This window comes from Parapedobacter sp. (genome assembly GCF_053550995.1).
Genome location: NZ_JBMQOC010000022.1, coordinates 16923 through 38020, shown reverse-complemented (window position 1 = coordinate 38020; position 21098 = coordinate 16923). Strand labels below are relative to the sequence as shown.

At 48.9% G+C, this 21098-nt stretch carries 28 protein-coding genes and 1 pseudogene; 12 read left to right on the top strand and 17 right to left on the bottom strand.

The features are described from left to right. The first annotated feature begins 478 nt into the window (after nucleotides 1–478). Nucleotides 479–1678, top strand: a complete 1200-nt coding sequence (locus ACO1NT_RS03370) for an aspartyl protease family protein (RefSeq protein ID WP_449046986.1) — start codon at nucleotides 479–481, stop codon at nucleotides 1676–1678. A 54-nt stretch (nucleotides 1679–1732) separates the two neighbouring features. Next, entirely contained in the window at nucleotides 1733–2776 is a 1044-nt protein-coding gene (locus ACO1NT_RS03365; RefSeq protein WP_449046985.1) for a DUF2157 domain-containing protein, read from the top strand. A 36-nt stretch (nucleotides 2777–2812) separates the two neighbouring features. Here ACO1NT_RS03365 and ACO1NT_RS03360 read toward each other — a convergent pair whose 3' ends face one another. The 6 genes from ACO1NT_RS03360 to mqnB form a co-directional block, all read right to left on the bottom strand. After that, on the bottom strand, nucleotides 2813–3343 hold the full coding sequence (locus ACO1NT_RS03360; protein WP_449046984.1) for a YceI family protein: 531 nt from the start codon (nucleotides 3341–3343) through the stop codon (nucleotides 2813–2815). A gap of 75 nt (nucleotides 3344–3418) precedes the next feature. Then, nucleotides 3419–3835, bottom strand: a complete 417-nt coding sequence (locus ACO1NT_RS03355; protein ID WP_449046983.1) for an OsmC family protein — start codon at nucleotides 3833–3835, stop codon at nucleotides 3419–3421. Beyond that, complete coding sequence (locus ACO1NT_RS03350; RefSeq protein WP_449046982.1) at nucleotides 3832–5004, bottom strand: trans-sulfuration enzyme family protein; 1173 nt, start codon at nucleotides 5002–5004, stop codon at nucleotides 3832–3834. The genes ACO1NT_RS03355 and ACO1NT_RS03350 overlap by 4 nt, the downstream gene beginning before the upstream one ends. A gap of 68 nt (nucleotides 5005–5072) precedes the next feature. Then, nucleotides 5073–5507, bottom strand: coding sequence for a DoxX family protein (locus tag ACO1NT_RS03345; protein ID WP_449046981.1), 435 nt, complete (start codon nucleotides 5505–5507; stop codon nucleotides 5073–5075). Between the two features lie 86 nt (nucleotides 5508–5593). Continuing rightward, nucleotides 5594–6580 carry a pyruvate dehydrogenase complex E1 component subunit beta gene (locus ACO1NT_RS03340; protein ID WP_449046980.1) on the bottom strand — a complete coding sequence of 329 codons (987 nt, stop codon included), beginning with the start codon at nucleotides 6578–6580 and terminating at the stop codon, nucleotides 5594–5596. Nucleotides 6581–6686: 106 nt separating this feature from the next. Then, complete coding sequence (gene mqnB, locus ACO1NT_RS03335; RefSeq protein WP_449046979.1) at nucleotides 6687–7316, bottom strand: futalosine hydrolase; 630 nt, start codon at nucleotides 7314–7316, stop codon at nucleotides 6687–6689. A gap of 47 nt (nucleotides 7317–7363) precedes the next feature. On the opposite strand from mqnB, the gene lpxK reads away from it, so the two are divergent. Together lpxK and ACO1NT_RS03325 are read left to right on the top strand one after the other, a co-directional pair. Beyond that, the gene (lpxK, locus tag ACO1NT_RS03330) at nucleotides 7364–8431 is read left to right on the top strand and encodes a tetraacyldisaccharide 4'-kinase (RefSeq protein WP_449046978.1); all 1068 of its coding nucleotides are present in this window, start codon (nucleotides 7364–7366) and stop codon (nucleotides 8429–8431) included. A gap of 267 nt (nucleotides 8432–8698) precedes the next feature. Continuing rightward, complete coding sequence (locus ACO1NT_RS03325) at nucleotides 8699–9766, top strand: transporter substrate-binding domain-containing protein (protein ID WP_449046977.1); 1068 nt, start codon at nucleotides 8699–8701, stop codon at nucleotides 9764–9766. Nucleotides 9767–9773: 7 nt separating this feature from the next. Here the strand turns inward: ACO1NT_RS03325 and ACO1NT_RS03320 are convergent, their stop codons facing one another. Further along, on the bottom strand, nucleotides 9774–10343 hold the full coding sequence (locus tag ACO1NT_RS03320) for a PhnA domain-containing protein (RefSeq protein WP_449046976.1): 570 nt from the start codon (nucleotides 10341–10343) through the stop codon (nucleotides 9774–9776). Nucleotides 10344–10420: 77 nt separating this feature from the next. On the opposite strand from ACO1NT_RS03320, the gene ACO1NT_RS03315 reads away from it, so the two are divergent. From ACO1NT_RS03315 to ACO1NT_RS03305, 3 genes and pseudogenes are all read left to right on the top strand, one after another. Continuing rightward, complete coding sequence (locus tag ACO1NT_RS03315; RefSeq protein WP_449046975.1) at nucleotides 10421–11035, top strand: hypothetical protein; 615 nt, start codon at nucleotides 10421–10423, stop codon at nucleotides 11033–11035. Nucleotides 11036–11555: 520 nt separating this feature from the next. Beyond that, on the top strand, nucleotides 11556–11771 hold the full coding sequence (locus ACO1NT_RS03310) for a hypothetical protein (protein ID WP_449046974.1): 216 nt from the start codon (nucleotides 11556–11558) through the stop codon (nucleotides 11769–11771). Beyond that, nucleotides 11765–12197, top strand: a pseudogene (locus tag ACO1NT_RS03305) (type II toxin-antitoxin system VapC family toxin). Before ACO1NT_RS03310 ends, ACO1NT_RS03305 begins: the two are co-directional and overlap by 7 nt. 104 nt (nucleotides 12198–12301) lie before the next feature. On the opposite strand, the gene ACO1NT_RS03300 reads toward ACO1NT_RS03305, so the two are convergent. The 3 genes from ACO1NT_RS03300 to ACO1NT_RS03290 all read right to left on the bottom strand — a co-directional run bounded on the left by ACO1NT_RS03300 (nucleotide 12302) and on the right by ACO1NT_RS03290 (nucleotide 13296). After that, nucleotides 12302–12637 (bottom strand): HepT-like ribonuclease domain-containing protein, encoded by a 336-nt coding sequence (locus tag ACO1NT_RS03300; RefSeq protein ID WP_449046973.1) that lies wholly within the window; start codon nucleotides 12635–12637, stop codon nucleotides 12302–12304. Continuing rightward, nucleotides 12630–12896 carry a nucleotidyltransferase family protein gene (locus ACO1NT_RS03295; RefSeq protein WP_449046972.1) on the bottom strand — a complete coding sequence of 89 codons (267 nt, stop codon included), beginning with the start codon at nucleotides 12894–12896 and terminating at the stop codon, nucleotides 12630–12632. Before ACO1NT_RS03295 ends, ACO1NT_RS03300 begins: the two co-directional genes overlap by 8 nt. A gap of 154 nt (nucleotides 12897–13050) precedes the next feature. Then, entirely contained in the window at nucleotides 13051–13296 is a 246-nt protein-coding gene (locus ACO1NT_RS03290) for a hypothetical protein (protein WP_449046971.1), read from the bottom strand. A gap of 48 nt (nucleotides 13297–13344) precedes the next feature. On the opposite strand from ACO1NT_RS03290, the gene ACO1NT_RS03285 reads away from it, so the two are divergent. Beyond that, nucleotides 13345–13581, top strand: coding sequence for an addiction module protein (locus tag ACO1NT_RS03285; protein WP_449046970.1), 237 nt, complete (start codon nucleotides 13345–13347; stop codon nucleotides 13579–13581). Nucleotides 13582–13631: 50 nt separating this feature from the next. Here ACO1NT_RS03285 and ACO1NT_RS03280 read toward each other — a convergent pair whose 3' ends face one another. The 7 genes from ACO1NT_RS03280 to ACO1NT_RS03250 all read right to left on the bottom strand — a co-directional run bounded on the left by ACO1NT_RS03280 (nucleotide 13632) and on the right by ACO1NT_RS03250 (nucleotide 18208). Then, a complete protein-coding gene (locus ACO1NT_RS03280; RefSeq protein ID WP_449046969.1) occupies nucleotides 13632–13877 on the bottom strand; it encodes a hypothetical protein in 246 nt (81 codons plus the stop codon). 19 nt (nucleotides 13878–13896) lie between these two features. Next, nucleotides 13897–14235, bottom strand: coding sequence for a hypothetical protein (locus tag ACO1NT_RS03275; RefSeq protein ID WP_449046968.1), 339 nt, complete (start codon nucleotides 14233–14235; stop codon nucleotides 13897–13899). 61 nt (nucleotides 14236–14296) lie between these two features. Next, a complete protein-coding gene (locus tag ACO1NT_RS03270; RefSeq protein WP_449046967.1) occupies nucleotides 14297–14590 on the bottom strand; it encodes a hypothetical protein in 294 nt (97 codons plus the stop codon). A gap of 34 nt (nucleotides 14591–14624) precedes the next feature. Further along, nucleotides 14625–14996, bottom strand: a complete 372-nt coding sequence (locus tag ACO1NT_RS03265) for a hypothetical protein (RefSeq protein ID WP_449046966.1) — start codon at nucleotides 14994–14996, stop codon at nucleotides 14625–14627. Then, nucleotides 14986–15750, bottom strand: coding sequence for a hypothetical protein (locus ACO1NT_RS03260; protein ID WP_449046965.1), 765 nt, complete (start codon nucleotides 15748–15750; stop codon nucleotides 14986–14988). The genes ACO1NT_RS03265 and ACO1NT_RS03260 overlap by 11 nt, the downstream gene beginning before the upstream one ends. Continuing rightward, nucleotides 15747–16430, bottom strand: a complete 684-nt coding sequence (locus tag ACO1NT_RS03255; protein ID WP_449046964.1) for a hypothetical protein — start codon at nucleotides 16428–16430, stop codon at nucleotides 15747–15749. Before ACO1NT_RS03255 ends, ACO1NT_RS03260 begins: the two co-directional genes overlap by 4 nt. Before the next feature lie 23 nt (nucleotides 16431–16453). Further along, nucleotides 16454–18208: a HEPN domain-containing protein gene (locus ACO1NT_RS03250; RefSeq protein WP_449046963.1), complete on the bottom strand. Its 1755-nt coding sequence runs from the start codon at nucleotides 18206–18208 to the stop codon at nucleotides 16454–16456. A 120-nt stretch (nucleotides 18209–18328) separates the two neighbouring features. Here ACO1NT_RS03250 and ACO1NT_RS03245 point away from each other — a divergent pair, with 120 nt between their 5' ends. The 4 genes from ACO1NT_RS03245 (at nucleotide 18329) to ACO1NT_RS03230 (ending at nucleotide 21092) form a co-directional block, all read left to right on the top strand. After that, nucleotides 18329–18550, top strand: a complete 222-nt coding sequence (locus ACO1NT_RS03245; protein WP_449046962.1) for a helix-turn-helix domain-containing protein — start codon at nucleotides 18329–18331, stop codon at nucleotides 18548–18550. Between the two features lie 63 nt (nucleotides 18551–18613). Further along, entirely contained in the window at nucleotides 18614–18829 is a 216-nt protein-coding gene (locus tag ACO1NT_RS03240) for a hypothetical protein (protein ID WP_449046961.1), read from the top strand. A gap of 43 nt (nucleotides 18830–18872) precedes the next feature. Beyond that, on the top strand, nucleotides 18873–19694 hold the full coding sequence (locus ACO1NT_RS03235) for an SGNH/GDSL hydrolase family protein (RefSeq protein WP_449046960.1): 822 nt from the start codon (nucleotides 18873–18875) through the stop codon (nucleotides 19692–19694). Between the two features lie 48 nt (nucleotides 19695–19742). Further along, nucleotides 19743–21092 (top strand): FAD-dependent oxidoreductase, encoded by a 1350-nt coding sequence (locus ACO1NT_RS03230; protein ID WP_449046959.1) that lies wholly within the window; start codon nucleotides 19743–19745, stop codon nucleotides 21090–21092. Nucleotides 21093–21098: the final 6 nt, after the last annotated feature.

Here is a 21098-nt window from a genome sequence, read left to right as displayed (position 1 = left end):
TCCGAATCCCTGCTTACAACCGTTTTACTAGAAATTTATATGATTCAGTTAAGTGGCCTGTGCGTCTTCCAGCCGTTAATCGCTCTTCTCATAATTTATTTTGTTTCATTAGTTATCACAAACATATAAAAACTTTTACGATTGCGCAATCGTTTACGCAAAATTTTTCACGAAAACGTTATCGTTAAAATTCATTGGCTTTCGTGAGGAGGGCCGTAACCGTAATTAAACTAGGATACGTCCCGCAGCCCCGCACACTTGGCTGCTTCGAGAAAAGTTTGAAGCAGTTTCAGCATGTGATAATAAAAGTGCCAAATGAATACGCTGGATTGAAATCAAAAGCACCTATTTCGATAGGAAGGAGCAAATAACCTGACGGAGAGCCGGCCGAGGGAAGGGTTGCGGATTTTTTGTGGTATCCATACCGAACCTCGGCAGAATAACCGTACCTTTGGTAAGCAAACACAAAGGCATCGTTATGAAAGCCTTACCAATTGTAATTCCCCTATTGACTTTGGGCGCCTGTATGGTGTTGGAATCCCGCGCGCAGGAAGAGTTCATCCCGCCCCCGTCGCGCGAGCTGACCACTGTCCCGTTTTCATTAGCAGCTGAAAGTGTCGTCCTCGTCAAAGGCATACTGGTGGGCAATCCGGATACCCTTACGTTTATCCTCGACACAGGGAGCAGTGGCATTTCGTTGGATTCGACAACCGCCAGTGCGCTACACCTGGTGCCCGAGGAGTCGGACATCAACATCCGTGGCATCGCAGGGATACGGAAGGCCAAATTCCTATATGCCAAGCAACTCCAATTGAACGGCCTGGTGGTAGACAGCCTCAATTTCCATATCAATGACTATGAATTCCTGTCGTATGTATACGGCACGCGAATTGACGGCGTAATTGGGTATTCGCTATTGAGCCGCTACATCCTGAAGATTGATTATGACGACCAGGTCATAACCATCTGCTCACAGGGCACGATAAAATATCCGCGTGGCGGGCACCTGCTTCGGCCATTCATCCGGACGCTACCGGTGCACAGCGCCCGATTAAAGGACCATCGTAAAATCCGCTCCCGATTCCTTCTCGATATCGGGGCAGGGCTGTCACTGGTCTTGTCGAAGGATTTCGACACAGATAGTTCGGTGATACGCAAAAAACGTAGGCGCTATCCCGTAGAAGCCCATGGCGTGGGCGGGAAACTGGATATGGAGATGACCTTGGTAAAGGATTTCCGGTTGGGCCCCTACCGTTTCCGCAATGTACCTACCATGGTATTTGAAGATGAATTCAATGTAACATCCTATCCTTATCTTGGAGGAATCATCGGGAACCAGATCTTGAAACGCTTCAACCTCATTGTCAATTACCAACGTCGCGAAATCCACCTCAAGCCGAACACGTTATACCGCCAGCCATTCGAGTACTCTTATTCGGGCATGGAATTATACTACATCGATGGCAACATCGTGATCGGCTCCATCGTTAAGGGCTCTCCGGCCGAGGCAGCCGGGCTGGAAGAGGGTGATATTGTCATTGCAATCGACAATAATGCCAACCAGAATTTCGCCCAGTATAAAAAAGCATTGACATCGGCAAAGAAAAACGTGCATTTGATCATCCGGCGCGACGGAGAGCTGACGGAGGTCCAAGTGAAGTTGATGAGCCTGTTATGAACCCGGCGGACGCATTTGCTGATTATTCCTACCTTAGCGTCGAAAGTCTGAAAAGTGAAAAAATTAACGATCAGCAAACAGGAAAAGGAAACGTTAGACGAAGCGATCGGCCATTGGCGAGCCGGCGGATTGATTGACGACACATTGGCCGAGCGGTTGGGCGAATCGTATGAGGTGAAGGGGTTCGACTGGAAAAGACTGGCCCAGTATGCGTTTTGGGTAGCACTCTCGTGCGTCATTTTGGCTTTCCTCTCCTTATTTGCCGACCAGCTGGTACTCCATTGGATCGAGCGCCTATACAATACCCCCGATGTGGTTATTTGTATCTTCTGTTTGGTTTTGGCCGTTATATGCTATGCATGGGGGTTCCGGAATAAGCGCAAGCACCCGGACAAGACATTCAGCAACGAGGCGCTGATGGCGCTGGGTGTATTTGCCACCGCCGCCTTCATCGGCTATCTCGGCAAAATCGTCGATAAGGGCTCGGGCCATTTTTCGCTGCTTTTTCTCACTTCTGTGGTGGTTTATGGCATACTTTCCGTGAAGTTATCTTCCAAGTTGATCTGGATCTTCACCTTAGTCGCTTTTGGGATCTGGTTTGCCACCGAGACGGCCTACCATAGCAACTGGGGGTTCCGCTTTTGGGGCATGAACTATCCCCTACGATTCACGCTATTCGGCGCGCTGCTCACCGCTTTTGCGTTGTTTTGGCAACATCGGATCAAACCGATCGGCCAATTCCAGCAGCTTACTTATATCGTAGGGCTTAGCTATCTGATGATTGCGCTGTGGCTGTTGTCTATTTTTGGCAATTACAGTGACTTGGACCTGTGGTCGCAAGTGCGGCAATGGCACATCTTCTACTGGGGCATACTATCGTCTGCCGTGTCGCTGGGACTCGCTTGGTACGGATTGAAAAAGCACGACAACGTTGCCCGCGAATTCGGGATTGTCTTTTTGATCATCAACATTTATACCCGGTTTTTCGAATACCTTTGGGATAACATCAACCGGGCTATATTCTTCCTGTTGCTGGCGTTATCCTTCTGGTACATCGGCCGCTGGGCCGAGCGGATATGGCGCAGGGAGCTAAAGTAAGGGTGCGCGGATCGGCACCCCTTTTACCGAATCTGCTTATTGTTTTACAAACTGAACGCTTGCCTGGATTTTCACGTCGTCGCTCACCACTATAGCACCCGCTTCGGTAACCGCGCTCCATGTGAGGCCAAACTCCTTGCGGCTGATCTTGCCTGATACTTCAAACCCTGCTTTAAAATTACCGTACGGATCGGTAACGGTTCCACCGAATTCCACATCGAATTTCACAGGCTTTGTGACACCACCAATGGTGAGATCGCCGCGCAACACAAATTCATCGCTGCCTTTTTCTTCAATGGAAGTCGATGTAAATTTCATCTGCGGATGATTAGCGGCATCGAAGAAATCGGCCGACTTGAGGTGCTCATCGCGTTGCGACTGGTTGGTATCGATACTGGTCGTGTCGATGGTGAAGTCAACTTTGCCCGTCGTGAAGTCGTCGTCGCCATCCGTAACCACGGTCCCGTCAAACGACCGGAAATAACCGGTAACCGTGGTGATAACCAAATGTTTCACCTTGAATGCTACCTCTGAGTGGGTAGGGTCTAATTTCCATGTTGTTGCCATAATCTTTTCTTTAATTGTTTGACACAAAGGTACGCCCCATTTCCTTACCCGGCATTGAACTAGGTTAAGTTCTTTCTATGCTACCTGCACATCGTAGGTGATATCAACCCCACCGGCCGCGAGCATGTCGTGTACAGAGCAGTATTTCTTTACGGCCAGTTCCGCGGCCTTTTCCGCTTTTACCCGATCAATAGCACCTTTTAGGCTAAAGGAGATATGTATGCGTGTGAAGATGTTGGGGATGGCTTCCCGCCGGGCACCTTCCACGTTGATACGCATATCGTCTATTTGCTGGCGCTGCTTTTTGAGGATACTCACCAAATCGAGTGCGGCACAGGAACCCAATGCCATCAATACCAATTCCATAGGCCGTGCCCCCAGCCCCTCGCCACCGATGTCGGGTGAACCGTCGATATGCACTTTAACCGATGTGGTGCTGCTGGCGCCTTCAAAATGGACGGCGTCGTTGATTTTATTTAATGTGATGTTCATGATCTACTCCTTGTTAGTGCCTGTTCAAGATCGCCAATGATGTCGGCCACATCTTCGAGGCCGACCGATATCCGCATACTGCCCGGTTGGATGCCCAGTTGCAACCGCTCCGCTTCCGTCAGCTTCGAGTGGGTAGTGGATGCGGGGTGCGTTGCGATACTGCGCGAGTCGCCCAGATTGGAAGTGATGCAAAGCATCTGCAAGGCGTCGAGGAACCGTTTGGCCCGGTCATATCCGCCTTTAATTACAAATGTTACGATACCGCCGCCCGCCTTCATCTGTTTCCTGGCAAGTTCGTATTGGGGGTGTGATGGCAGAAACGGATAACGTACCATTTCCACCTCGGGGTGCGCCTCCAACGCTTTGGCCACTGCAAGCGCATTGCTGCAATGGCGGTCCATCCGGAGGCCCAGTGTTTCGAGGCTTTTGGACAGCAGCCATGCATTGAACGGGGCCAGCGATGGACCCGTATGGCGAATGAAAAACATCAGCTCATCAATCAATTCCTGCTTGCCTACCACAACTCCCCCCAGCACACGACCCTGGCCGTCCATGTACTTGGTGGCCGAGTGGCTCACAAGGTCAAACCCATATTGGATCGGTTTCTGGAGATACGGGGTCGCAAAGCAATTGTCCACATTGAGGATGATACCGGGGTATTTCTCCTTGAATTTGCCCAACCACTCCAAATCGACCAACTCCAATCCGGGGTTGGATGGCGTCTCGAGGAAAATCATCCGCGTATTGGGTTGGATGGCCCGCTCCCACATCTCCGGGTTAGCGGCATCAACATAGGTAGTTGTGATGCCCCACCGGGGAAACAATTTGGTGAAAAGTTGATGGGTGGAGCCGAATACAGCCCGGCAGGACACAATATGATCGCCGCTTTTCAGCAGGGCTGCAAATGATGCAAACACGGCCGCCATGCCCGATGAAAAAGCGAGGCCCGCCTCAGCGCCTTCCATGGCACATACCTTATTGATAAACTCGGTGGTATTCGGGTTTGAGTACCGGGAGTATACATTTCCCTGCTCCTCTTCAGCAAATATAGCCCGGCTTTGCTCGGCGTCGTCAAAAATAAAGCTGGATGTAAGGTAGAGCGGTACCGCATGTTCCCGGTAGGGAGAGCGGTCGGCCTGTTCGCGGATGGCCTTCGTTTGTTCGTTCATTTTCAATATTAGTCCGACAAATTTAGCCAAACTCGTGGGCAAATACAAATGCCCCAACAGCCCTTCCCTCAACCCCGCTTTGTCTTTAACTGATGGTCCAGCGAGTACGGACCCGATCCGACAACGAGGAAAACGAGGAGCAGAGCCAGTACCACCAATGAAACCCATAACTCGGAATTGAGGAAGGTTAGCCCCCGGGTTATGTTCACGAAAAATACGGCAACGAACAACACCGGCAATTGGAAAGCCACCGCTAAGCGTGTCGTCAAACCTAGGGCGATCAGGATACCGCCCACGAGGTGGGCGAAAGCAACATAGTGCACGGCCCCCCAGGTATAAACTTGGATGTCCGCGTCTTCGATTAGCTGGCGCAGGGATTCCGTATCGGCAAGAAACATACCGCCTTTCATGAAAATGACGATTCCTAGACCGATGCGGATGATATCCAGCCAACGGGGGTGGTGGGCATCGCCCCAATACTCGATTTTTTCGATGACATTCATAATAGGTCTCCTTTCCGGTTACACAACAAAAAAGCCAGCTTTTTGTTTGAAAGCTGGCTTCTTTATTTCGTTCTACCGGTAATCGGTCATTTCTTGACGTACATCACTTCTTTTACGGCTTTGACCACGCGCTCTACATTGGGCAGGGCTGCTTGCAGCAAGGTGGGGGCATAGGGCAGGGGTACGTCGGCCGACGCAATCCGCACCACGGGTGCATCCAAGTAATCAAACGCGTCACGTTGCACCTTATAAGCAATCTCTGACGATATCGATGCCAATGGCCAAGCTTCTTCCACAATCACCAAGCGATTGGTCCTTTTCACCGAATCGACAATCGCGCCGTAGTCGATAGGCCGTACCGTACGGAGGTTGATCAGGTCAACGTCGATTCCTTCCTTCGTCAGTTCTTCGACAGCAGGCTCCACCACGCGGGGCAGCATTTTACCGAACGTTACAATGGTTACGTCATTGCCCGATTTCACCGTATGTGCTTTCCCCAATTCGAGGTAATATTCTTCCTCGGGAACTTCACCTTTATCGCCATACATCACTTCTGACTCCATGAAGATAACAGGATCGGGATCGATGATTGCTTGTTTCAGCAGACCTTTGGCATCATATGGATTGGCAGGCACCACAACCTTAAGCCCTGGTGTATTGGCATACCAGTTTTCAAAGTTTTGGGAGTGTTGCGCGGCGAGCTGTCCGGCATTGCCGGTAGGGCCACGGAACACAATCGGGATGGGGAATTGGCCACCGCTCATGGAATTCATTTTGGCCGCGGAGTTAATCACCTGATCGATTGCCACCAGCGAAAAGTTGAACGTCATGAATTCAATGATGGGCTTCAGCCCGTTCATGGCAGCACCAATGCCGATACCGGCAAATCCCAGCTCGGAGATAGGTGTATCTATGACGCGCTTGGCGCCGAACTCATCCAACATTCCCTGGCTCACCTTGTAGGCACCGTTATATTCGGCCACCTCTTCACCCATCAAAAAAATCTTTTCGTCTTTGCGCATCTCTTCGTTCATCGCTTCACGAAGCGCTTCTCTGAATTGTATTTCTCTCATCGGTTGTTTATCGTTGTCGACTGTATATCGTTGTCAAAAAATATAGCACGCAAACCTACTACAAAAAATCGACATTTTTGAACGCGTTTCTGTCAATTTTTTGTGTTTAAGCGATATATGGGCTGTCATTGGTATGCACGAATCCAACCAACCAGCTGTTGAGGTTTGCAATAGCCTGCGAGAGCTGCCAATTGCCCTTGTTGCGGCGCTCCACGTAATTGGAGATGGCGCGCACCTGAAGCGCCGGTATGCCGAAATGCTGCGCCGCTTGGAATACCGCTGCCCCTTCCATGCTTTCCACATCGGGCGATAACCGCGCCACCACCCTTCCGATGGCAGGGTCATCACCATGTACCGTGTTTACGGTAATCCCTTTGCATTGGCGCAGGTTCGCAACCGCCGCATGGCGGTATTCGCTTTGGAATGTGCAGGGTGCCAGTCCCGACACTTCGCTGTCGATGAACCGGTTACCGTCTTCGATGCCCAGTTCCGAAAACGTATCCTGCACCACCCATACCACATCTGCAAGGGAAATGGAGCGATCGAAGCTGCCAGCCACGCCCACATTGAGTAGCAGGTCATAGCGGGCCTTGGCCAACCGTTCGCCGAGTGCGAGTGCCGTTGCAACCATACCCACGCCCGTAATCAGCGTATCCACACGGCGCCGCTGCGGCGCCGGCAATTCGAGGAACGGATTGATTTCCGCTTCCGTGGCTGCAATGACCAATACATCCATCTGCTTTTGACCACGAATGTAGGCAAAATGAATTACTTTTGCCAGCAATGGTTTATCTCAGGGCACTGTTACTACCGTTCACGCTGCTTTACGGATTGGCGATTTGGCTCCGCAACCGGCTATACGACTGGGGATGGCTGCGCGCTGTCAGTTTCGATCAGGCCGTTATCGTGGTGGGCAACCTCGCCGTGGGCGGCACTGGGAAAAGCCCGATGACGGAATACCTCATCCGGCTGCTTTCTTCACGGGGCCGCTTAGCCACGCTCAGCCGCGGGTATGGCCGGAAAACACACGGTTTTCTGGAGGTCGTGCCCCATGACACAGCGCGGCGCACCGGCGACGAACCCCTCCAATTCAAACGGAAGTTTCCCGAAATTACGGTTGCCGTAGATGAAGATCGCGTGGATGGCGTATCGCGGTTAATCGACGCCGGTTACGATACGGTCGTGCTCGACGATGCCTACCAACATCGGGCATTGCGGCCCGGGCTGTCTATCCTGCTGTTTGACTACCACGCCATGGGCAAGCCAAAATGGCTGCTTCCTGCCGGCGACTATCGCGATTGTTTCAGCGAGCGTCGACGCGCCGACATCATGGTCGTCACCAAAACACCCACCGGCGCCACGGAAGCGGCAAAAAACCGGATCCGCCACCAATTATCCACCAAACGCGATATACCGCTATTGTTCGCGGCCATTGGCTATGGTCCACTTACGCCGGTACTGTCGGATGAATCCAGTGCGTGTGCGTTGCACCGTGATACTGCCATACTGCTCGTCACGGGAATTGCCAACCCCGTACCGTTGTATGAATACCTTTCATCGAAGGCTGCCGAAATCGAGCACCTCCGTTATGCTGACCATCATGACTATACCGTTGCAGACATCCGTAAGGTTATCCGTCACTTCGACGAAATAAATAACCCACGCAAACTGATTGTCACTACGGAAAAGGATGCCCAGCGGTTGCTGGATCCAGCGGTTTCGGCTTTACTGACCGGGTTGCCTTTATATATAGTGCCTATCCACCTGGCATTTGACACGGCAGATGATGCAGCCTTCCGCAAGCTGGTGTTGGCTTATTGCGACTCCTCGCGACGGCGAACTAATCCTTAAACGGTTTCCATCCGCTGGAACCGCCATTTTTATTCTTCTTGATGAAATCATCCAACGCATCGTTCACCCGCTCCGCCCGGCGGTAAAGTTTGTCAGCCGCTTCCACCAGCGCCGCTTCGTTTCAAACCACAAAACAATCATGTATGCCTCCCTTATCAGAAACGGGTCTACGAACGCGGCCATTTGTCATGGCCCGCAGGGTAGATTTTTGTAAAAACGGAAATTTAATAATACTTTGCGGGAGTATTAGGAAAAATTAACCCCAAAATGCGGTATTTATTCATTGCCTATATACTGTTCCTAACCTCCTATGGTTATGCGCAACCCGATGAGCCCCTAACCATTGGTGTGGCTGGGTCCCCACCCTTCGTCCTCCGTGATTCAAGTGACAATAGCGTCGACGGAATATCCATTCAAATCTGGGAACGGGTTGCCAATGACCTAGACCTCTCTTATACTTATCGTTATTTTGAAGACGTTCCTGCGGCGTTGACGGCGTTGCGGGGTGGCCAATTAGACGTTGTGGTGGGGCCCACCACCATCACTTCTGAACGGGCGGCGTTCGTCCGCTTTTCCCAGCCTTATTTCCAATCCAGCTTGTCGATTCTCAGCAATACCGAAAAAATGGGGCTTTGGGATCGGATTAGGCCTTTTTTTAGCTTACGCTTATTGTATGCCGTACTGGTTTTCATGGTTATCTTGGGTTGCGTAGGTATGTTATTATGGTTGGTTGAACGAAGAAAGTCCCCACAGCAGTTTCCTCCTGAACCGGCCCGTGGCATCGCAAACGGCATGTGGTGTGCGATTGTCACCATGTCGACCACCGGCTATGGAGATTTGGCTCCAGTTACGTTCATCGGACGCGTAATTGCAGGTTGCTGGATGGTCATTTCCATTATCTTCGCCACAAGCATGGTTGCCGGCATCGCCAGTACCCTTACCCTGACGGGTATGGCTGAACATACCATTGAAACGGTCGAAGACATGTACAAGAAAAAAATCGCCGTTGTTAGCGATTCCCCCGCCGACGACTTGGTAGCAGCGTACCAGGGGATCAGCGAGCCCGTCCGAGGCTTGGAAGAAGGGTACCGGCTATTGGGCGACAAGAAGGTGCAGGCGATGGTATTCGACCGTCCACAATTATTATATTTCCTTAACCAAAAACATCAGCCGTTGAATTCCATTTCCGCCGCGGAGTACGAAAAGCAGGGCTATGGCTTCGCTTTCTCAGCCCAAACATCACTTTTACATGACGTAAATATACACTTACTTCATTTACAAGAGGATGGCACCATCGGGCGCATCGTTGATGCGTGGCTAGGCACGGCTCGCTAACTGTTGATTACCCCTGTTTACGCAGGTATTTCGTCAATATAACAATCTGTTGCCCTTCCACACGACCTTCAATTTGCTCGGGATTGTCTTCCACTAACCGGATGTTCCGCACGACCGTACCCAGCTTGGCGCTGATACTGCTACCTTTTACATCCAGTGTTTTGGTGAGTACCACGGAATCCCCGTTCTGCAACACATTGCCGAACGCATCTTTGTGCACCACCGCTTCACCCGGTTCTTCGGGGGCCGTAACGGCTTCGGCCCACGCCAATGTCTCCTCATCGAGGTAAAGGATATCCAGCGCATCCGCAGCCCAGCTTTCTCCTTTCAGGCGGCTAAGCATCCGCCACGCCAACACCTGTACGGCGGGGATCTCACTCCACATCGCATCCGGAAGGAAGCGCCAATCTTCGGGGTTTACCGGCTCGCGCCCTTCAATCTGTGCAAGCAGCGATTGGCATACCACTACCTCATTGTCCGGATGGTTATCCGGTGGCACGCTATACACTACCACTTCCGCCTCTTTACCACAGAGCTCGCATTTGCCACCACTTCGGGCCAACAGTTTATCGTTCATGGCGGCAAAGATAAGAATGATTCCGGTGTGTAGCGAAAGTACGCTCCGCTGCGTTCACCTTAAAAACTGACAATGTTATGAAAGCAAGCTTTACCCTCCTTATCTTTTCGACCGCCTTTCTTTTAGGCGCCTGCGAAAAAAGCGATATCGAACACGAAAATAGTTTTGAACGGAGTTACCAAGCGTGGTTGGACTTTAAAGCAACCAGCGGTGATCGCTACCGTTACGAGGTTTCAGGTGCCACGTGGGCGGGGTCTTCGTGGCGCACGACGATTACGGTCAGGAATGGAAAGGTGGTGCAGCGGGACTTCCGGTATATCGTGTTTAATGATAATCCCATGCCTGATGAGGGCTGGGGATCGGCTTCGATGGCCGAGCTTTTGGACGGTTTCGGTTTTACGGCCGAAGAGTTCGAAGAACAAGAGGGCTATACGCTTCTTGAATCGCTCCAATGGACTGAGCACGAAAGTGAGCTCGGGCAGCATGAGGCCTCTCCGGCCAGCGGCATCCAGACCTTGGACGACATTTATGAAAAAGCAAGGTCTTTTTGGTTGAAAAAACGATCGGATGCCGAAGTCTACTTTGAGGCAACAAATAATGGGCTCCTATCGACCGCAGGTTTTGTGCCGAATGGCTGTGCGGATGATTGCTTTTCGGGAATTTCCATCCGATCAATCGAGGCCGTCGATTGATGCGAAGTAGACGGTGTGGTGGCGTTCAAAACGTTTATGAAGCAGCGACGGCACTTTCCAGAACACGCGGAATGCCCTGTATCTACTTTCATCCGAGCTTGAAACAGGTCGTAATTCTCTTGCGTCCGCAACCAGAATTCAAATCCCGAAATAATCATGAATGATGAAATTCCGGAAGTACTTTAGAATACGTCATTCGATTTGCGGATTTAGCGCTTTGTATTCTGCAAATAACCTTGATGCGGCTTCGCCATGCCAGCACGCCATAGCCACTATACCTACTGCATTATCGTCTTCAAATTTGAACATATCTAATAGATAGCGGGGCGCACGACAAAAATCCGTATTGCTCGCGAAGCGAACCTTTGTAGGCTAAAAAAATCACGCAAAGTTCACGAAGGCGCTTTGCTTTCGCGCAAAGTGCGCAAAGAAATAGACTTGGTGACCTTTGCGTGAAAAAACGGAAATCTGTCGTGCACCCTAAATAACGGGTTAGAATAATATTTACTATTTTTGTGATATGAATGCAGATTTAAACATAAACACAATCCTAGCTCAGGTTAAACAGCTTGATAAGGCTGACCAATTGAGTTTGTTGGGAAAACTGGCATTGTTAATTCGCAAAACCGACACTACAAGTAGTAAGGTTAAACTCAGTTCTATTTCTGGTATTGGCTCATCACTTTGGAGCAAGACCAATATTGACGAATACATCGAGCAGGAAAGGCAGTGGTAATAACCGACTTCCATCAAAAGACTGTATTTTTAGATACGGCCCCGCTTATTTATTTCATTGAGGGACATTCTGAATATCAGGAAAAGCTGATGACGTGTTTTCTCGCCAACGACGATGGTGATTTTACATTCATTACTTCTTCGATTACTCTCCTAGAAGTCTTAGTTAAGCCCTTAAGAGAACGGAAGCCAAAACTAGTAGCTCAATACAGAGAAATTCTCTTAACCGCATCCGGTATTCTCTTAGTTGAGGTATCCAATGATATTGCCGAAGGTGCGGCCGAGCTAAGAGAAATACAACCTGAAAACGCCAGACGCAATACAAGTTGCGACAGCCCTTGAACACCAAGCGGATTATTTTTTTACAAATGATTATCGACTAGCTGTTATCCAAGAGATAACGATTGTGACACTAGCAGATTTGTAGCTATACGATCGCAAATTAATCGCAATGATATAAAATTATATGCATTTGTATTTACCGTGTTTTTAATGCCCCCACGAACCCCGCCTCAAATAGGACAGGGCGCATTAACTTTTCAGTGATTTAATATCATCTCGTAAGTCGGGTAAACGTAACTGAATAGTATCCCAAACGATTTCGTAGTTAATCCCGAAATAATCATGAATGATGAAATTCCGGAAGTCCTTTAGAATACGCCATTCGATTTGCGGGTTTAGCGCTTTGTATTCTGCAGATAACCTTGATGCGGCTTCGCCAATAATCTCGAAATTGCGTTCGACCGCATGTCTTGTTTTGGCATCCTCCTCAAAATCGCTAAATGAATAGCCCTCTGTGTATTCGAGAATAGCCGTGATAGCCTGTTCAATATCGAGTAACAGTAGCGAAATTTCCCGTTCAGACATGGACCAAATCCTTTTCTACATTAGGTAGATAAACTGGCCTAATCCCTTTTCGCGAAACAACGTCTACCTTGTGATTGAATAAATCTTCCAGTTCGTGTGCCAATCGGATATATTGAAAACCATCGATACGATTGTCGAAATCAACCAAAACATCGATGTCGCTTTGATCATTTTCCTCACCTCGCGCATACGAACCAAACAGACCAAGTTCGGAAAGAGAATACTTCCTTTCCAACTCCGACTTTTTAGCCTTGAGCATTTTCAATATTTTTGCTTTGTTATACATCTACACCAAAAATAACAAATACTCACAACTATTACAACCCTCGTTATTTGAAATAATCATTGGCTTCGTCACGGTCAAATTTATCGCCATAGCTGTTAAGCGACACTTCCGCCAATTTCTTCTTTCGTTATTCCACACTTTTTTTAGCTCCCGTTTTCTCGCTGTTTCCGCTTTGTTCAAGATTACCAGAACCTCCAGACAGCAACGCCGCTCGCTTTTCAATCACAGCCTTCGTCACCTTCAATACGTTATTTACCTCTTCAAATACCCTTTCAGCATCGCAGATCTCGTCGATATCGAAATGCAAGCCCATTATCGAACCGTGCGTGAAATCAAGCAAATTCGCAATACCCTCACTCAAACTATTTATCATCTTTCATCAGGAATTTGTATCTTCGTGATGTTGAGTAGACTGTTTATTATGCGTAATACGACCATACGTGAAAAATTATATGACTATATCCGTTTTGCGGATGACAAAAAGGTAAAAGCCATTTATACCATGGTTGAAGATGATATCATTACAAAGGGTAGCCCTTGGGATGACCCGGCCTTTATATCCGAACTCGACCGTAGGCTTGCTGAATATGAAAGTGGGAAAATCAATACGTCCACTTGGGAAGAAGTAAAAGCGAAAGCCCGCATATTAAAAACCTAATGCCTTATACCGTAGTTTTACATCCTGAAGCCGAAAAAGAATACTTGACTTCATTTCTTTGGTATGAGGAGCGTTCTCCCGATTTGGGTGAGCGTTTTGAACAAGCTGTAGAAAGTAAAATCCAATTGAAAACCGGATTTTAATGCCGCTTGCAGCCATTTATCGAGGTGGTTGCGCCATTCCGGCAAGTTTTCCCAATCGAAAAACTGGCGGATGGCAAGGTAAGGGTTACCGATCTCCCGCGGGTGTAACCGGCGTGGGAAGTAATCATAGGGTGTGTGGTTGGCGAAGGGCATAAATTAAGGATTGGGATTTTTATTTGGTTGGCTTTTCGACAGCGACATAGTTAAACACCGAATATTTGGATTTCACCCGCTTCAGTTTAGGGTACCTCTTCTGTCGGGTAAAAGCCGTGAGTACATGATAAAGATTCATCGGGTTCATGTATTCCCAAACCAATGATTGGCACGTACGGAAAATGTCGATGGAAGACCTCTGTTCGTGGAAATAATTTAACTCAATCAGTGCTTGAACAGCGATTCGCAATGATTCCTGCTCTTCTTTTGTCGAATCGGGATAGTAGTCAGTATCGTGATTCTTATCCCATACAATGAACAGTGGATCTGCATTTCCACTTTTTAACAATTGCTCCATTTGATATAGAATCTTATCCTTATACACTGTTTGGGTAAGCCGGTATACATGCTTTTCAAGGTCAGAAGGTTCGTGCCCCTGAAAAAAAATAAGCAACACTAGCCGCGCCTACAACCTTACCGATTATACCCATATCAGTGAGTGTTATATTTGGGAGTTTCATTTGCTCAATTTTTTCGACGAATAATAGGTCTTTTCCCGCCAGAAAGGAAAGTCCCTTTGGAGAATAACGTTTGCAAGCCCGATGAATCATGGTTTGGTAGATTATACCAATCATAAAAGTAGACATCCTCGCTTCATATGTCGTGATTTCAACTGGGCTACGCAAAGCTTCTTTTTCGTTTTTTGAACTCATAATATTAGGTCTAGTTTTAAAGACTAAATTGCAATTACTCAACATCAGAAGAATCATCCTTCAGCACTCCCTTAATCCGGTCTTCCAGGACAGCTTTATGCCATTCATCCATGATGCGTCTACAAATGGTTTCCTTGTCGCCATCCTCAGTCAACACGGTATCCGTAATTCGCTGCAAGAACGTGCTATATCGATCCAATAATTTATTGTCTTCCATGCCCGCAAGTACGCACTCTAACATGAACATATTGGGCCACCTATCTGGCCTCAGGGGAAATGCAAAGTAAGAGGGGAGTGACACACCGTCTATAAATTGCTGGACGACATTCCATGGGTCAAGTTCAAATATCTCACAAGCCTGTTTAAAATCCGGCGCAAAAGTTAATTTTTGTTCTTTACTCATCATCAAATAAGTTGTTAATCTGTTGAAAATTATCCTCTAGTCGCTCGCGATACAGCTCCATTCGTTGTGTTAAATCCCTGACAGGAAAAAAACGCACCTTGAATTCCTGTAAATCGGCCATAAAGTTTTTAAACCCAATCGTGTTGATGTGCTTCCTGTCAACCAGCTCGCCGTAACCATGCTGCACGCGGAGGTAAAAACCGAGCGCCGGGTTGTGCTCTATAGCTTCCAAATGGACTCTAGCATGTAAGTCAGCTAACGAAACAGCATGCATCATGGCGTTTATCAGCAAGATTGGGTGGTATTGGTTGATAAGTGCTAGCATCATAAAGTCCTTCGTCAGGGTAATTTTGGTTTCTTCATCATAGAAGATATAGGGCTTGAAATCCATAGCTTGCCGCGCTATTGCAAACAGCTTCTCCACCAGTTTTGCCGCCCTTTCCCGTTTCAATCGTCCGCTGTAACTCCTGTTTGTCGCGAGCTTCATCAGTTTTTGAAGCAAAGGGATGGACGGCGTGGCCTGATTGGCTAGCGAATAGTTCATGTGCAACTCCGGGTGTTCCTTTAACACATCAGCGGCAACTGCAAAAGCCCTCGTTGCAAGGTTTTGTTCGGAATCATCTTCTGTAAAAAGATGGATAAATGAAACTCGCCTAATCATCAGTTGAAGAAAGCTCGGCACCATGATTCCAAAACCTTCACATGCAATGCGGAAATCCCTCGGTACATCAATGAATTCCCGTTCGATTTTTGTCATAACTTTTCGAATTTTTGGTTTACAAAGTCTATGGCATCTGCTAAATCCATCCCGGGATGCAACACATAGCGATATGCATAACTCCTTCTCTTCGTCCGCTTCAGCGGTGCCTTGCCCTTGCGGCCAACCAGCTTCTCAAGCTCGGTTTTAACGTAAATAGGATGTACATGGCTTTCAACGGCATACTCAACCAACTGATGAAGTTCTTGACCGCTGATTGGCTTTTTAAACACATCGTTTTCCAGCATGATCTTCAACGCCCGTTGAGACTGCTGGCAATCAAATTCAACCGAATTCTTGTATCGACGTACCCGCGTATCGGAGTCTTCTTCCGTTAGTTGGAATAGTACAATACTCTCAAACTCACTCTTACAACACTCCATCCGATAGAAAATCGTATCACTCGCTTTCCAAATGTGCATCTCGTGCCGCAATTCATTTTCTCCTTGATGTTGTTGATGTAAAAAAGAAGGGTGACCGAAAACTTTACACAACTGCTGATAGAGCTCCACGCCGAAATCAAACCGCTTGAAGCGTTCCAGGTTCTCCACGAAATCATCGTCCTGACCAAGCAGGAAAGACAGTTCCTGTGCCGAATACCCGCGACTCAGTCGGTTCAGCATCATGCAGTAGATAAAACTCGAATAGGTGAGCGAGCATTCGGCAGAAAATTTCTCCACTGAATTATCTTCAAACAGCATACTCATTCGCTAACCTCCTCCCCTATCTCCGGTTTCTCCTTTCCCTCCAACTCCTTCACCACTCCACTCATTATACCCTCAAAAAAACTAACTATTTCTTTCGCACGATCTTTATAAAACGGTTGCGATGCACTCGACAGACCGATCTCGATATTTTGCCACCACACCGTGTGCGGACTTAGTATCAACTGCATCCGTGCTGTTTCGATTTCACTCGCCGGATATATAAAATCCACCAGCTTTCGGCCCGTTACCCCGCTCCAATCGATCAATTCCGCTAAGTCCACCCCGTAAGGCACAAACCCAACGGCGCACCGCAAATAACTACTGATGCCCAAGTCCAACAAGTTCCGTAGTAATAAGAAACAGGTGTCGAGTTTCAACACCGATGCACTTTGGATTAAATCGTTCAAATTGCCCATGCAGGCCTTCGCGTTCTGCCAGGTTTTTTCGACCCGCTCATACTCAGCCTTCCAATCCACTGCCGCTACTTCAAAAGGAGGATCGAACGTCGATTTCCTGCGCAATACCCGCCCCTTCGTCCACAACGTATGGAAAAAACGGTTCCCTTCCGCCAAATTCTTCTGCACGGTTTTCGTATTGAGGTACACCACCATCGCACTAGCCTCTCCCACCTGCATGCACCTGAAATGGAACGGCCCTTTGTTGTTCATCAACACCACGAGGTAAAGCTCCACTTTAGACCCTCCCTCATTGTCTTTCCGCTCTTCCGGCCGGAACAGGCAATTTCCCGAAAAACCACCCGTATGGTAGTTCAGCATCATGACCTGTTCGGGGTTATGGCTTTGTCTAATCTTATCCAACAGCTTATTGACATCCCGCTTATATTGCTCCGGCCATGGGAAATTGCTGAAATCCTCGCACACCAATTGCGTAGCCGTAGCCGGAACAGCCAACTGCGCTTCCGCGGGCTTTGCCTTAGCTGGTTCGGCCGGCTTCTCCACTTCTTTGGGCAATTGCTCTCGGTAAGCCTTTACCCGTGCCACCATAGACGCCACCATCTCGTCCATTGCGGCCTTTGCTTGTTCGCACTTGTCCACCAAGATGTTAAACTCCTCTTGTTCGATATCAATCGATTCTCCCTTCTTCGCCTTCGTATAACTTTGATCCAGCAAGCGGAATAAATCCACCGATGGGCTATCGTATGGGAAAATAGCCTGCAACTGCGGCAGCACGCCCCGCAACCCCTTCATCAGGTATTCCACATTATGCGATTTCCCGCCATTCATGCCAGCGGTTGCTTGGAATCCCTTTAACCGCAGTTCCAGAGATTGATGCAGCATAAACGTCGCTTGCCCATAATCATCCTTGGCGATGAAATTGTCTACGCCTTCACGGAATTCATCCGAGCCCTTCCGGCATTTTTCATAGTTAAGCTCCGCGAGTTCCAGCAGGCCCGTGATGGTTTTGTGCGAAAACAGCGGATTCCCCTTTTTGGAGGCCGCATACAGCTCATGCTGGGGTAACGATGCATACGTGTAATACAGGCTTCCCTGCTTCAACTGGTTCTGCCATTCGCCCGTGAGCACCAAATCGAACGGGATTTCCTCGCTGTCCGACAGGCATAACGACACGATGGGTGCCATGGTTTTCGGTGCAATCCCCTTTACCGGATTGACGATCAATAGCAGATGTGGCCGCTCTTCTTCCAGATAGGGATAAGAAAACAGGAAAATACGGTGTAAATCCATGCGCTGGGTCAGCCGCTCCACGAGTTGTCGGTTGATTTCTTTCATAATAAATAAATTTATGTATAGATTTTCCATACAAACGTAAAGACATTATTTCAATAAAACAAATAATTGTTCTTATTTTCTATACAAATAGGATATTTACCTGAACAAACGATTAGAAATATGACACCATTAGGCGAGATATTAGCGAAGCGGTCGGTCAACAAATCGATGGTTGCCCGGCGTACGGGGCTGAGCAAAGCGCGGATGAATGAATTGACACTAACACCTACGGCCAAACTGCGGGCGGATGAGCTTTACCTCATCGCGAAAGCGATTGACATGGAGCCATGTGAATTGTTAACTGCGCTCTGCGGGCATTTGAGGTTGAAGGAAAAGGGGTGACTCCCATCACACGCATTGTGTACGTTTTGAATACTTGAAAAAATAATATGTACTTTTGTTACTATGGATACATTCATCATTAAGGTACCGGAAGACAAAACCTCTTTGGTAAAGCGCTTGTTGAAAGAACTGGGTGTTAGTGTCCGTAAGGATACCAAGGCAACAACCAAGGACGCGGTAAGGCTCTCTGATAAATACAGGAATATTTTCTCTGAAAAAGACGCTGAGAGCTTTAATCATCATACCCAACATATGCGTAACGAATGGCTGGATACCTGATAGACAATAACGTTATATCGAACGATTTATAAATCAGATTCGGATGGCTTCATTATTGAAATGCTCCCTTTTTATTTTTTTCCTCCTCTGCTCTTTCGGCCAGCCGCAGCAAACGTGGCTCGCCCTCGGCGATTCCATCACGTACCTGAACGAGCACCCCGACGAAACAGGCAACCGTATCACCAAAGGGTACATGACACTCGTCACCGAAAAACATCCCCACCTCCGCTACATCAACCAAGGGCACAATGGATGGACGGCGGTAGGTATTGCCGAGCAGATCGATAACCTCGGACTGGTAAAGGCCGATTATTATACCGTCTTCCTGGGCACGAACGACTGGTGGGCGGGGCTGCCCATCGGCTCAACGGACGACTACCGGAACAACACCGGTACCGGCACCACCAGCGGTGCTTTCCGTATCATCACCGACAAGCTTAAGCAACTGAACCCCGATGCGCCCATCATCCTCATCACCCCCATGCAACGGGCCGACTTCGTGTACATTAACGACCCAAAGAACAATGCCTGGGGCTCCTACAAGCCAAATAAGAACGGCCAGACACTGGAGCAATTTGCGGATACGATCCATGCTATCGGACGCGAAGCTGGGTTCGAGGTGGTCGATCTTTACCATCACCCGAAGCTAAAACTCGAAAAACTGATTAAATTCAAATGGCTGAAAGAGCCGGAAACGGGTACCTACCGCAAATTCCGGTATCCCTCGTATACCCAAATCCCGTTTAACCCCGAGACGGATGAATATCCCTACCCGGAAGCGGCCATCGACATGACGTACGATGGGCTGCATCCTTCGGACAAAGGGTATCGGGTAATCGCCGGCGAGCTTTCCAAACATTTTTGACCACCCGTTGGTATATAAACTGACCACCATCTTAAGCGGGTAAGCAATATGGAAACGGAAAAGCGCGTCAAGAATCTAATCATCGGTTTCGGTAAGGGCGGAAAAACCCTCGCCGCGTTCCTCGCAAAACGGGGCGAAACGGTAGCCCTTGTCGAGCAATCGGCCAATATGTATGGCGGTGCCTGTATCAATATCGCCTGTATTCCCACGAAGTCGCTCATCGTAGAGGCGGAGAAAGGCACCGACTATCCACGTGCCTATGAAATCAAGGAATTATTGACCGCTAACCTTCGGCAAACGAACTACGACAAACTGGCTGGCCTTGAAAACGCGGAGGTCATCACGGGAAAGGCCACATTCAGTTCCCCACATGAGGTCACCATCCAACTGGCAGCCGGTGGCCAAACCCGGATCGAAGCCGAGCGTATCTTTATCAACACCGGCTCCCAGCCGGCCATTCCGCCCATTGAAGGGATGGATTCCAAAAACGTATTCACCAGCGCGGCATTAATCGCACAGGTTGGGCGGCCTGAAAAGCTGGTCATCATCGGTGGCGGGTTCATCGGACTCGAATTTGCCGATATGTTTGCCAAGTTCGGCACCGAAGTTACCGTGCTGGATAGGCATACGCGGTTCCTTCCGGACGAAGACGACGACATCGCCGGCGAACTCTTCAAGATCCTGACCGGAAAATCGATAAATTTCCTGAACGGTGTTGATGTCGAAAAGGTGGAGGAGCTAAACGCCGAAAGCGTAAACGTTTATTTTACGCACAATGGGCAACGAAAATCCATTACCGCCAACGCGGTACTCCTGGCCACGGGCCGGAAGCCCCTCACCGACGGCCTGAATCTCGACGCCGCGGGTATCCAAACAGACAAACGAGGGTACATACAGGTCGACAACCAACTGAAAACGAACGTACCGCACATCTGGGCAATTGGTGACTGCAACGGCGGTCCGCAGTTCACCTACATTTCGCTCGATGATTTCCGCATCATCCGCAACCAGCTGGCGGGCAACGACCGTTACACTTCGCTGAACGAGCGGCAGCCGTTTCCAACCTGCGTGTTTGTCTCCCCGCCCTTGGCCCAAGCGGGCCTCCGCGAACGGGAAGCCCGGGAGCAGGGATACGACGTAAAAGTGTTTAAAATCCCCGCCAGCGCCATCCCGAAAGCAGCCATCCTAAATGAACGGCGCGGCCTGCTTAAGGCCGTTGTCGACGCAAAGACCGACCGTATTCTGGGCTGTATGCTATGTTGCGCGGAGGCGCACGAAATAATCAACACGGTGCAGCTGGCCATCCATGCGGGAGTCACTTACCATGCATTGGCCAATATGATCTTTACCCACCCCAGCATGACAGAGGCTTTGAACGACTTGTTTACCGCCGGATGATTCTTG

Excerpts from the sequence above, each read along its gene's own strand:
- ACO1NT_RS03370 (WP_449046986.1), top strand. The coding sequence starts at position 479 with ATGAAAGCCTTACCAATTGTAATTCCCCTATTGACTTTGGGCGCCTGT.
- ACO1NT_RS03360 (WP_449046984.1), bottom strand. The coding sequence starts at position 3,343 with ATGGCAACAACATGGAAATTAGACCCTACCCACTCAGAGGTAGCATTC.
- ACO1NT_RS03355 (WP_449046983.1), bottom strand. The coding sequence starts at position 3,835 with ATGAACATCACATTAAATAAAATCAACGACGCCGTCCATTTTGAAGGC.
- ACO1NT_RS03350 (WP_449046982.1), bottom strand. The coding sequence starts at position 5,004 with ATGAACGAACAAACGAAGGCCATCCGCGAACAGGCCGACCGCTCTCCC.
- ACO1NT_RS03345 (WP_449046981.1), bottom strand. The coding sequence starts at position 5,507 with ATGAATGTCATCGAAAAAATCGAGTATTGGGGCGATGCCCACCACCCC.
- ACO1NT_RS03340 (WP_449046980.1), bottom strand. The coding sequence starts at position 6,580 with ATGAGAGAAATACAATTCAGAGAAGCGCTTCGTGAAGCGATGAACGAA.
- mqnB (WP_449046979.1), bottom strand. The coding sequence starts at position 7,316 with ATGGATGTATTGGTCATTGCAGCCACGGAAGCGGAAATCAATCCGTTC.
- lpxK (WP_449046978.1), top strand. The coding sequence starts at position 7,364 with ATGGTTTATCTCAGGGCACTGTTACTACCGTTCACGCTGCTTTACGGA.
- ACO1NT_RS03325 (WP_449046977.1), top strand. The coding sequence starts at position 8,699 with ATGCGGTATTTATTCATTGCCTATATACTGTTCCTAACCTCCTATGGT.
- ACO1NT_RS03320 (WP_449046976.1), bottom strand. The coding sequence starts at position 10,343 with ATGAACGATAAACTGTTGGCCCGAAGTGGTGGCAAATGCGAGCTCTGT.
- ACO1NT_RS03315 (WP_449046975.1), top strand. The coding sequence starts at position 10,421 with ATGAAAGCAAGCTTTACCCTCCTTATCTTTTCGACCGCCTTTCTTTTA.
- ACO1NT_RS03310 (WP_449046974.1), top strand. The coding sequence starts at position 11,556 with ATGAATGCAGATTTAAACATAAACACAATCCTAGCTCAGGTTAAACAG.
- ACO1NT_RS03300 (WP_449046973.1), bottom strand. The coding sequence starts at position 12,637 with ATGTCTGAACGGGAAATTTCGCTACTGTTACTCGATATTGAACAGGCT.
- ACO1NT_RS03295 (WP_449046972.1), bottom strand. The coding sequence starts at position 12,896 with ATGCTCAAGGCTAAAAAGTCGGAGTTGGAAAGGAAGTATTCTCTTTCC.
- ACO1NT_RS03290 (WP_449046971.1), bottom strand. The coding sequence starts at position 13,296 with ATGATAAATAGTTTGAGTGAGGGTATTGCGAATTTGCTTGATTTCACG.
- ACO1NT_RS03285 (WP_449046970.1), top strand. The coding sequence starts at position 13,345 with ATGCGTAATACGACCATACGTGAAAAATTATATGACTATATCCGTTTT.
- ACO1NT_RS03280 (WP_449046969.1), bottom strand. The coding sequence starts at position 13,877 with ATGCCCTTCGCCAACCACACACCCTATGATTACTTCCCACGCCGGTTA.
- ACO1NT_RS03275 (WP_449046968.1), bottom strand. The coding sequence starts at position 14,235 with ATGGAGCAATTGTTAAAAAGTGGAAATGCAGATCCACTGTTCATTGTA.
- ACO1NT_RS03270 (WP_449046967.1), bottom strand. The coding sequence starts at position 14,590 with ATGAGTTCAAAAAACGAAAAAGAAGCTTTGCGTAGCCCAGTTGAAATC.
- ACO1NT_RS03265 (WP_449046966.1), bottom strand. The coding sequence starts at position 14,996 with ATGATGAGTAAAGAACAAAAATTAACTTTTGCGCCGGATTTTAAACAG.
- ACO1NT_RS03260 (WP_449046965.1), bottom strand. The coding sequence starts at position 15,750 with ATGACAAAAATCGAACGGGAATTCATTGATGTACCGAGGGATTTCCGC.
- ACO1NT_RS03250 (WP_449046963.1), bottom strand. The coding sequence starts at position 18,208 with ATGAAAGAAATCAACCGACAACTCGTGGAGCGGCTGACCCAGCGCATG.
- ACO1NT_RS03245 (WP_449046962.1), top strand. The coding sequence starts at position 18,329 with ATGACACCATTAGGCGAGATATTAGCGAAGCGGTCGGTCAACAAATCG.
- ACO1NT_RS03240 (WP_449046961.1), top strand. The coding sequence starts at position 18,614 with ATGGATACATTCATCATTAAGGTACCGGAAGACAAAACCTCTTTGGTA.
- ACO1NT_RS03235 (WP_449046960.1), top strand. The coding sequence starts at position 18,873 with ATGGCTTCATTATTGAAATGCTCCCTTTTTATTTTTTTCCTCCTCTGC.
- ACO1NT_RS03230 (WP_449046959.1), top strand. The coding sequence starts at position 19,743 with ATGGAAACGGAAAAGCGCGTCAAGAATCTAATCATCGGTTTCGGTAAG.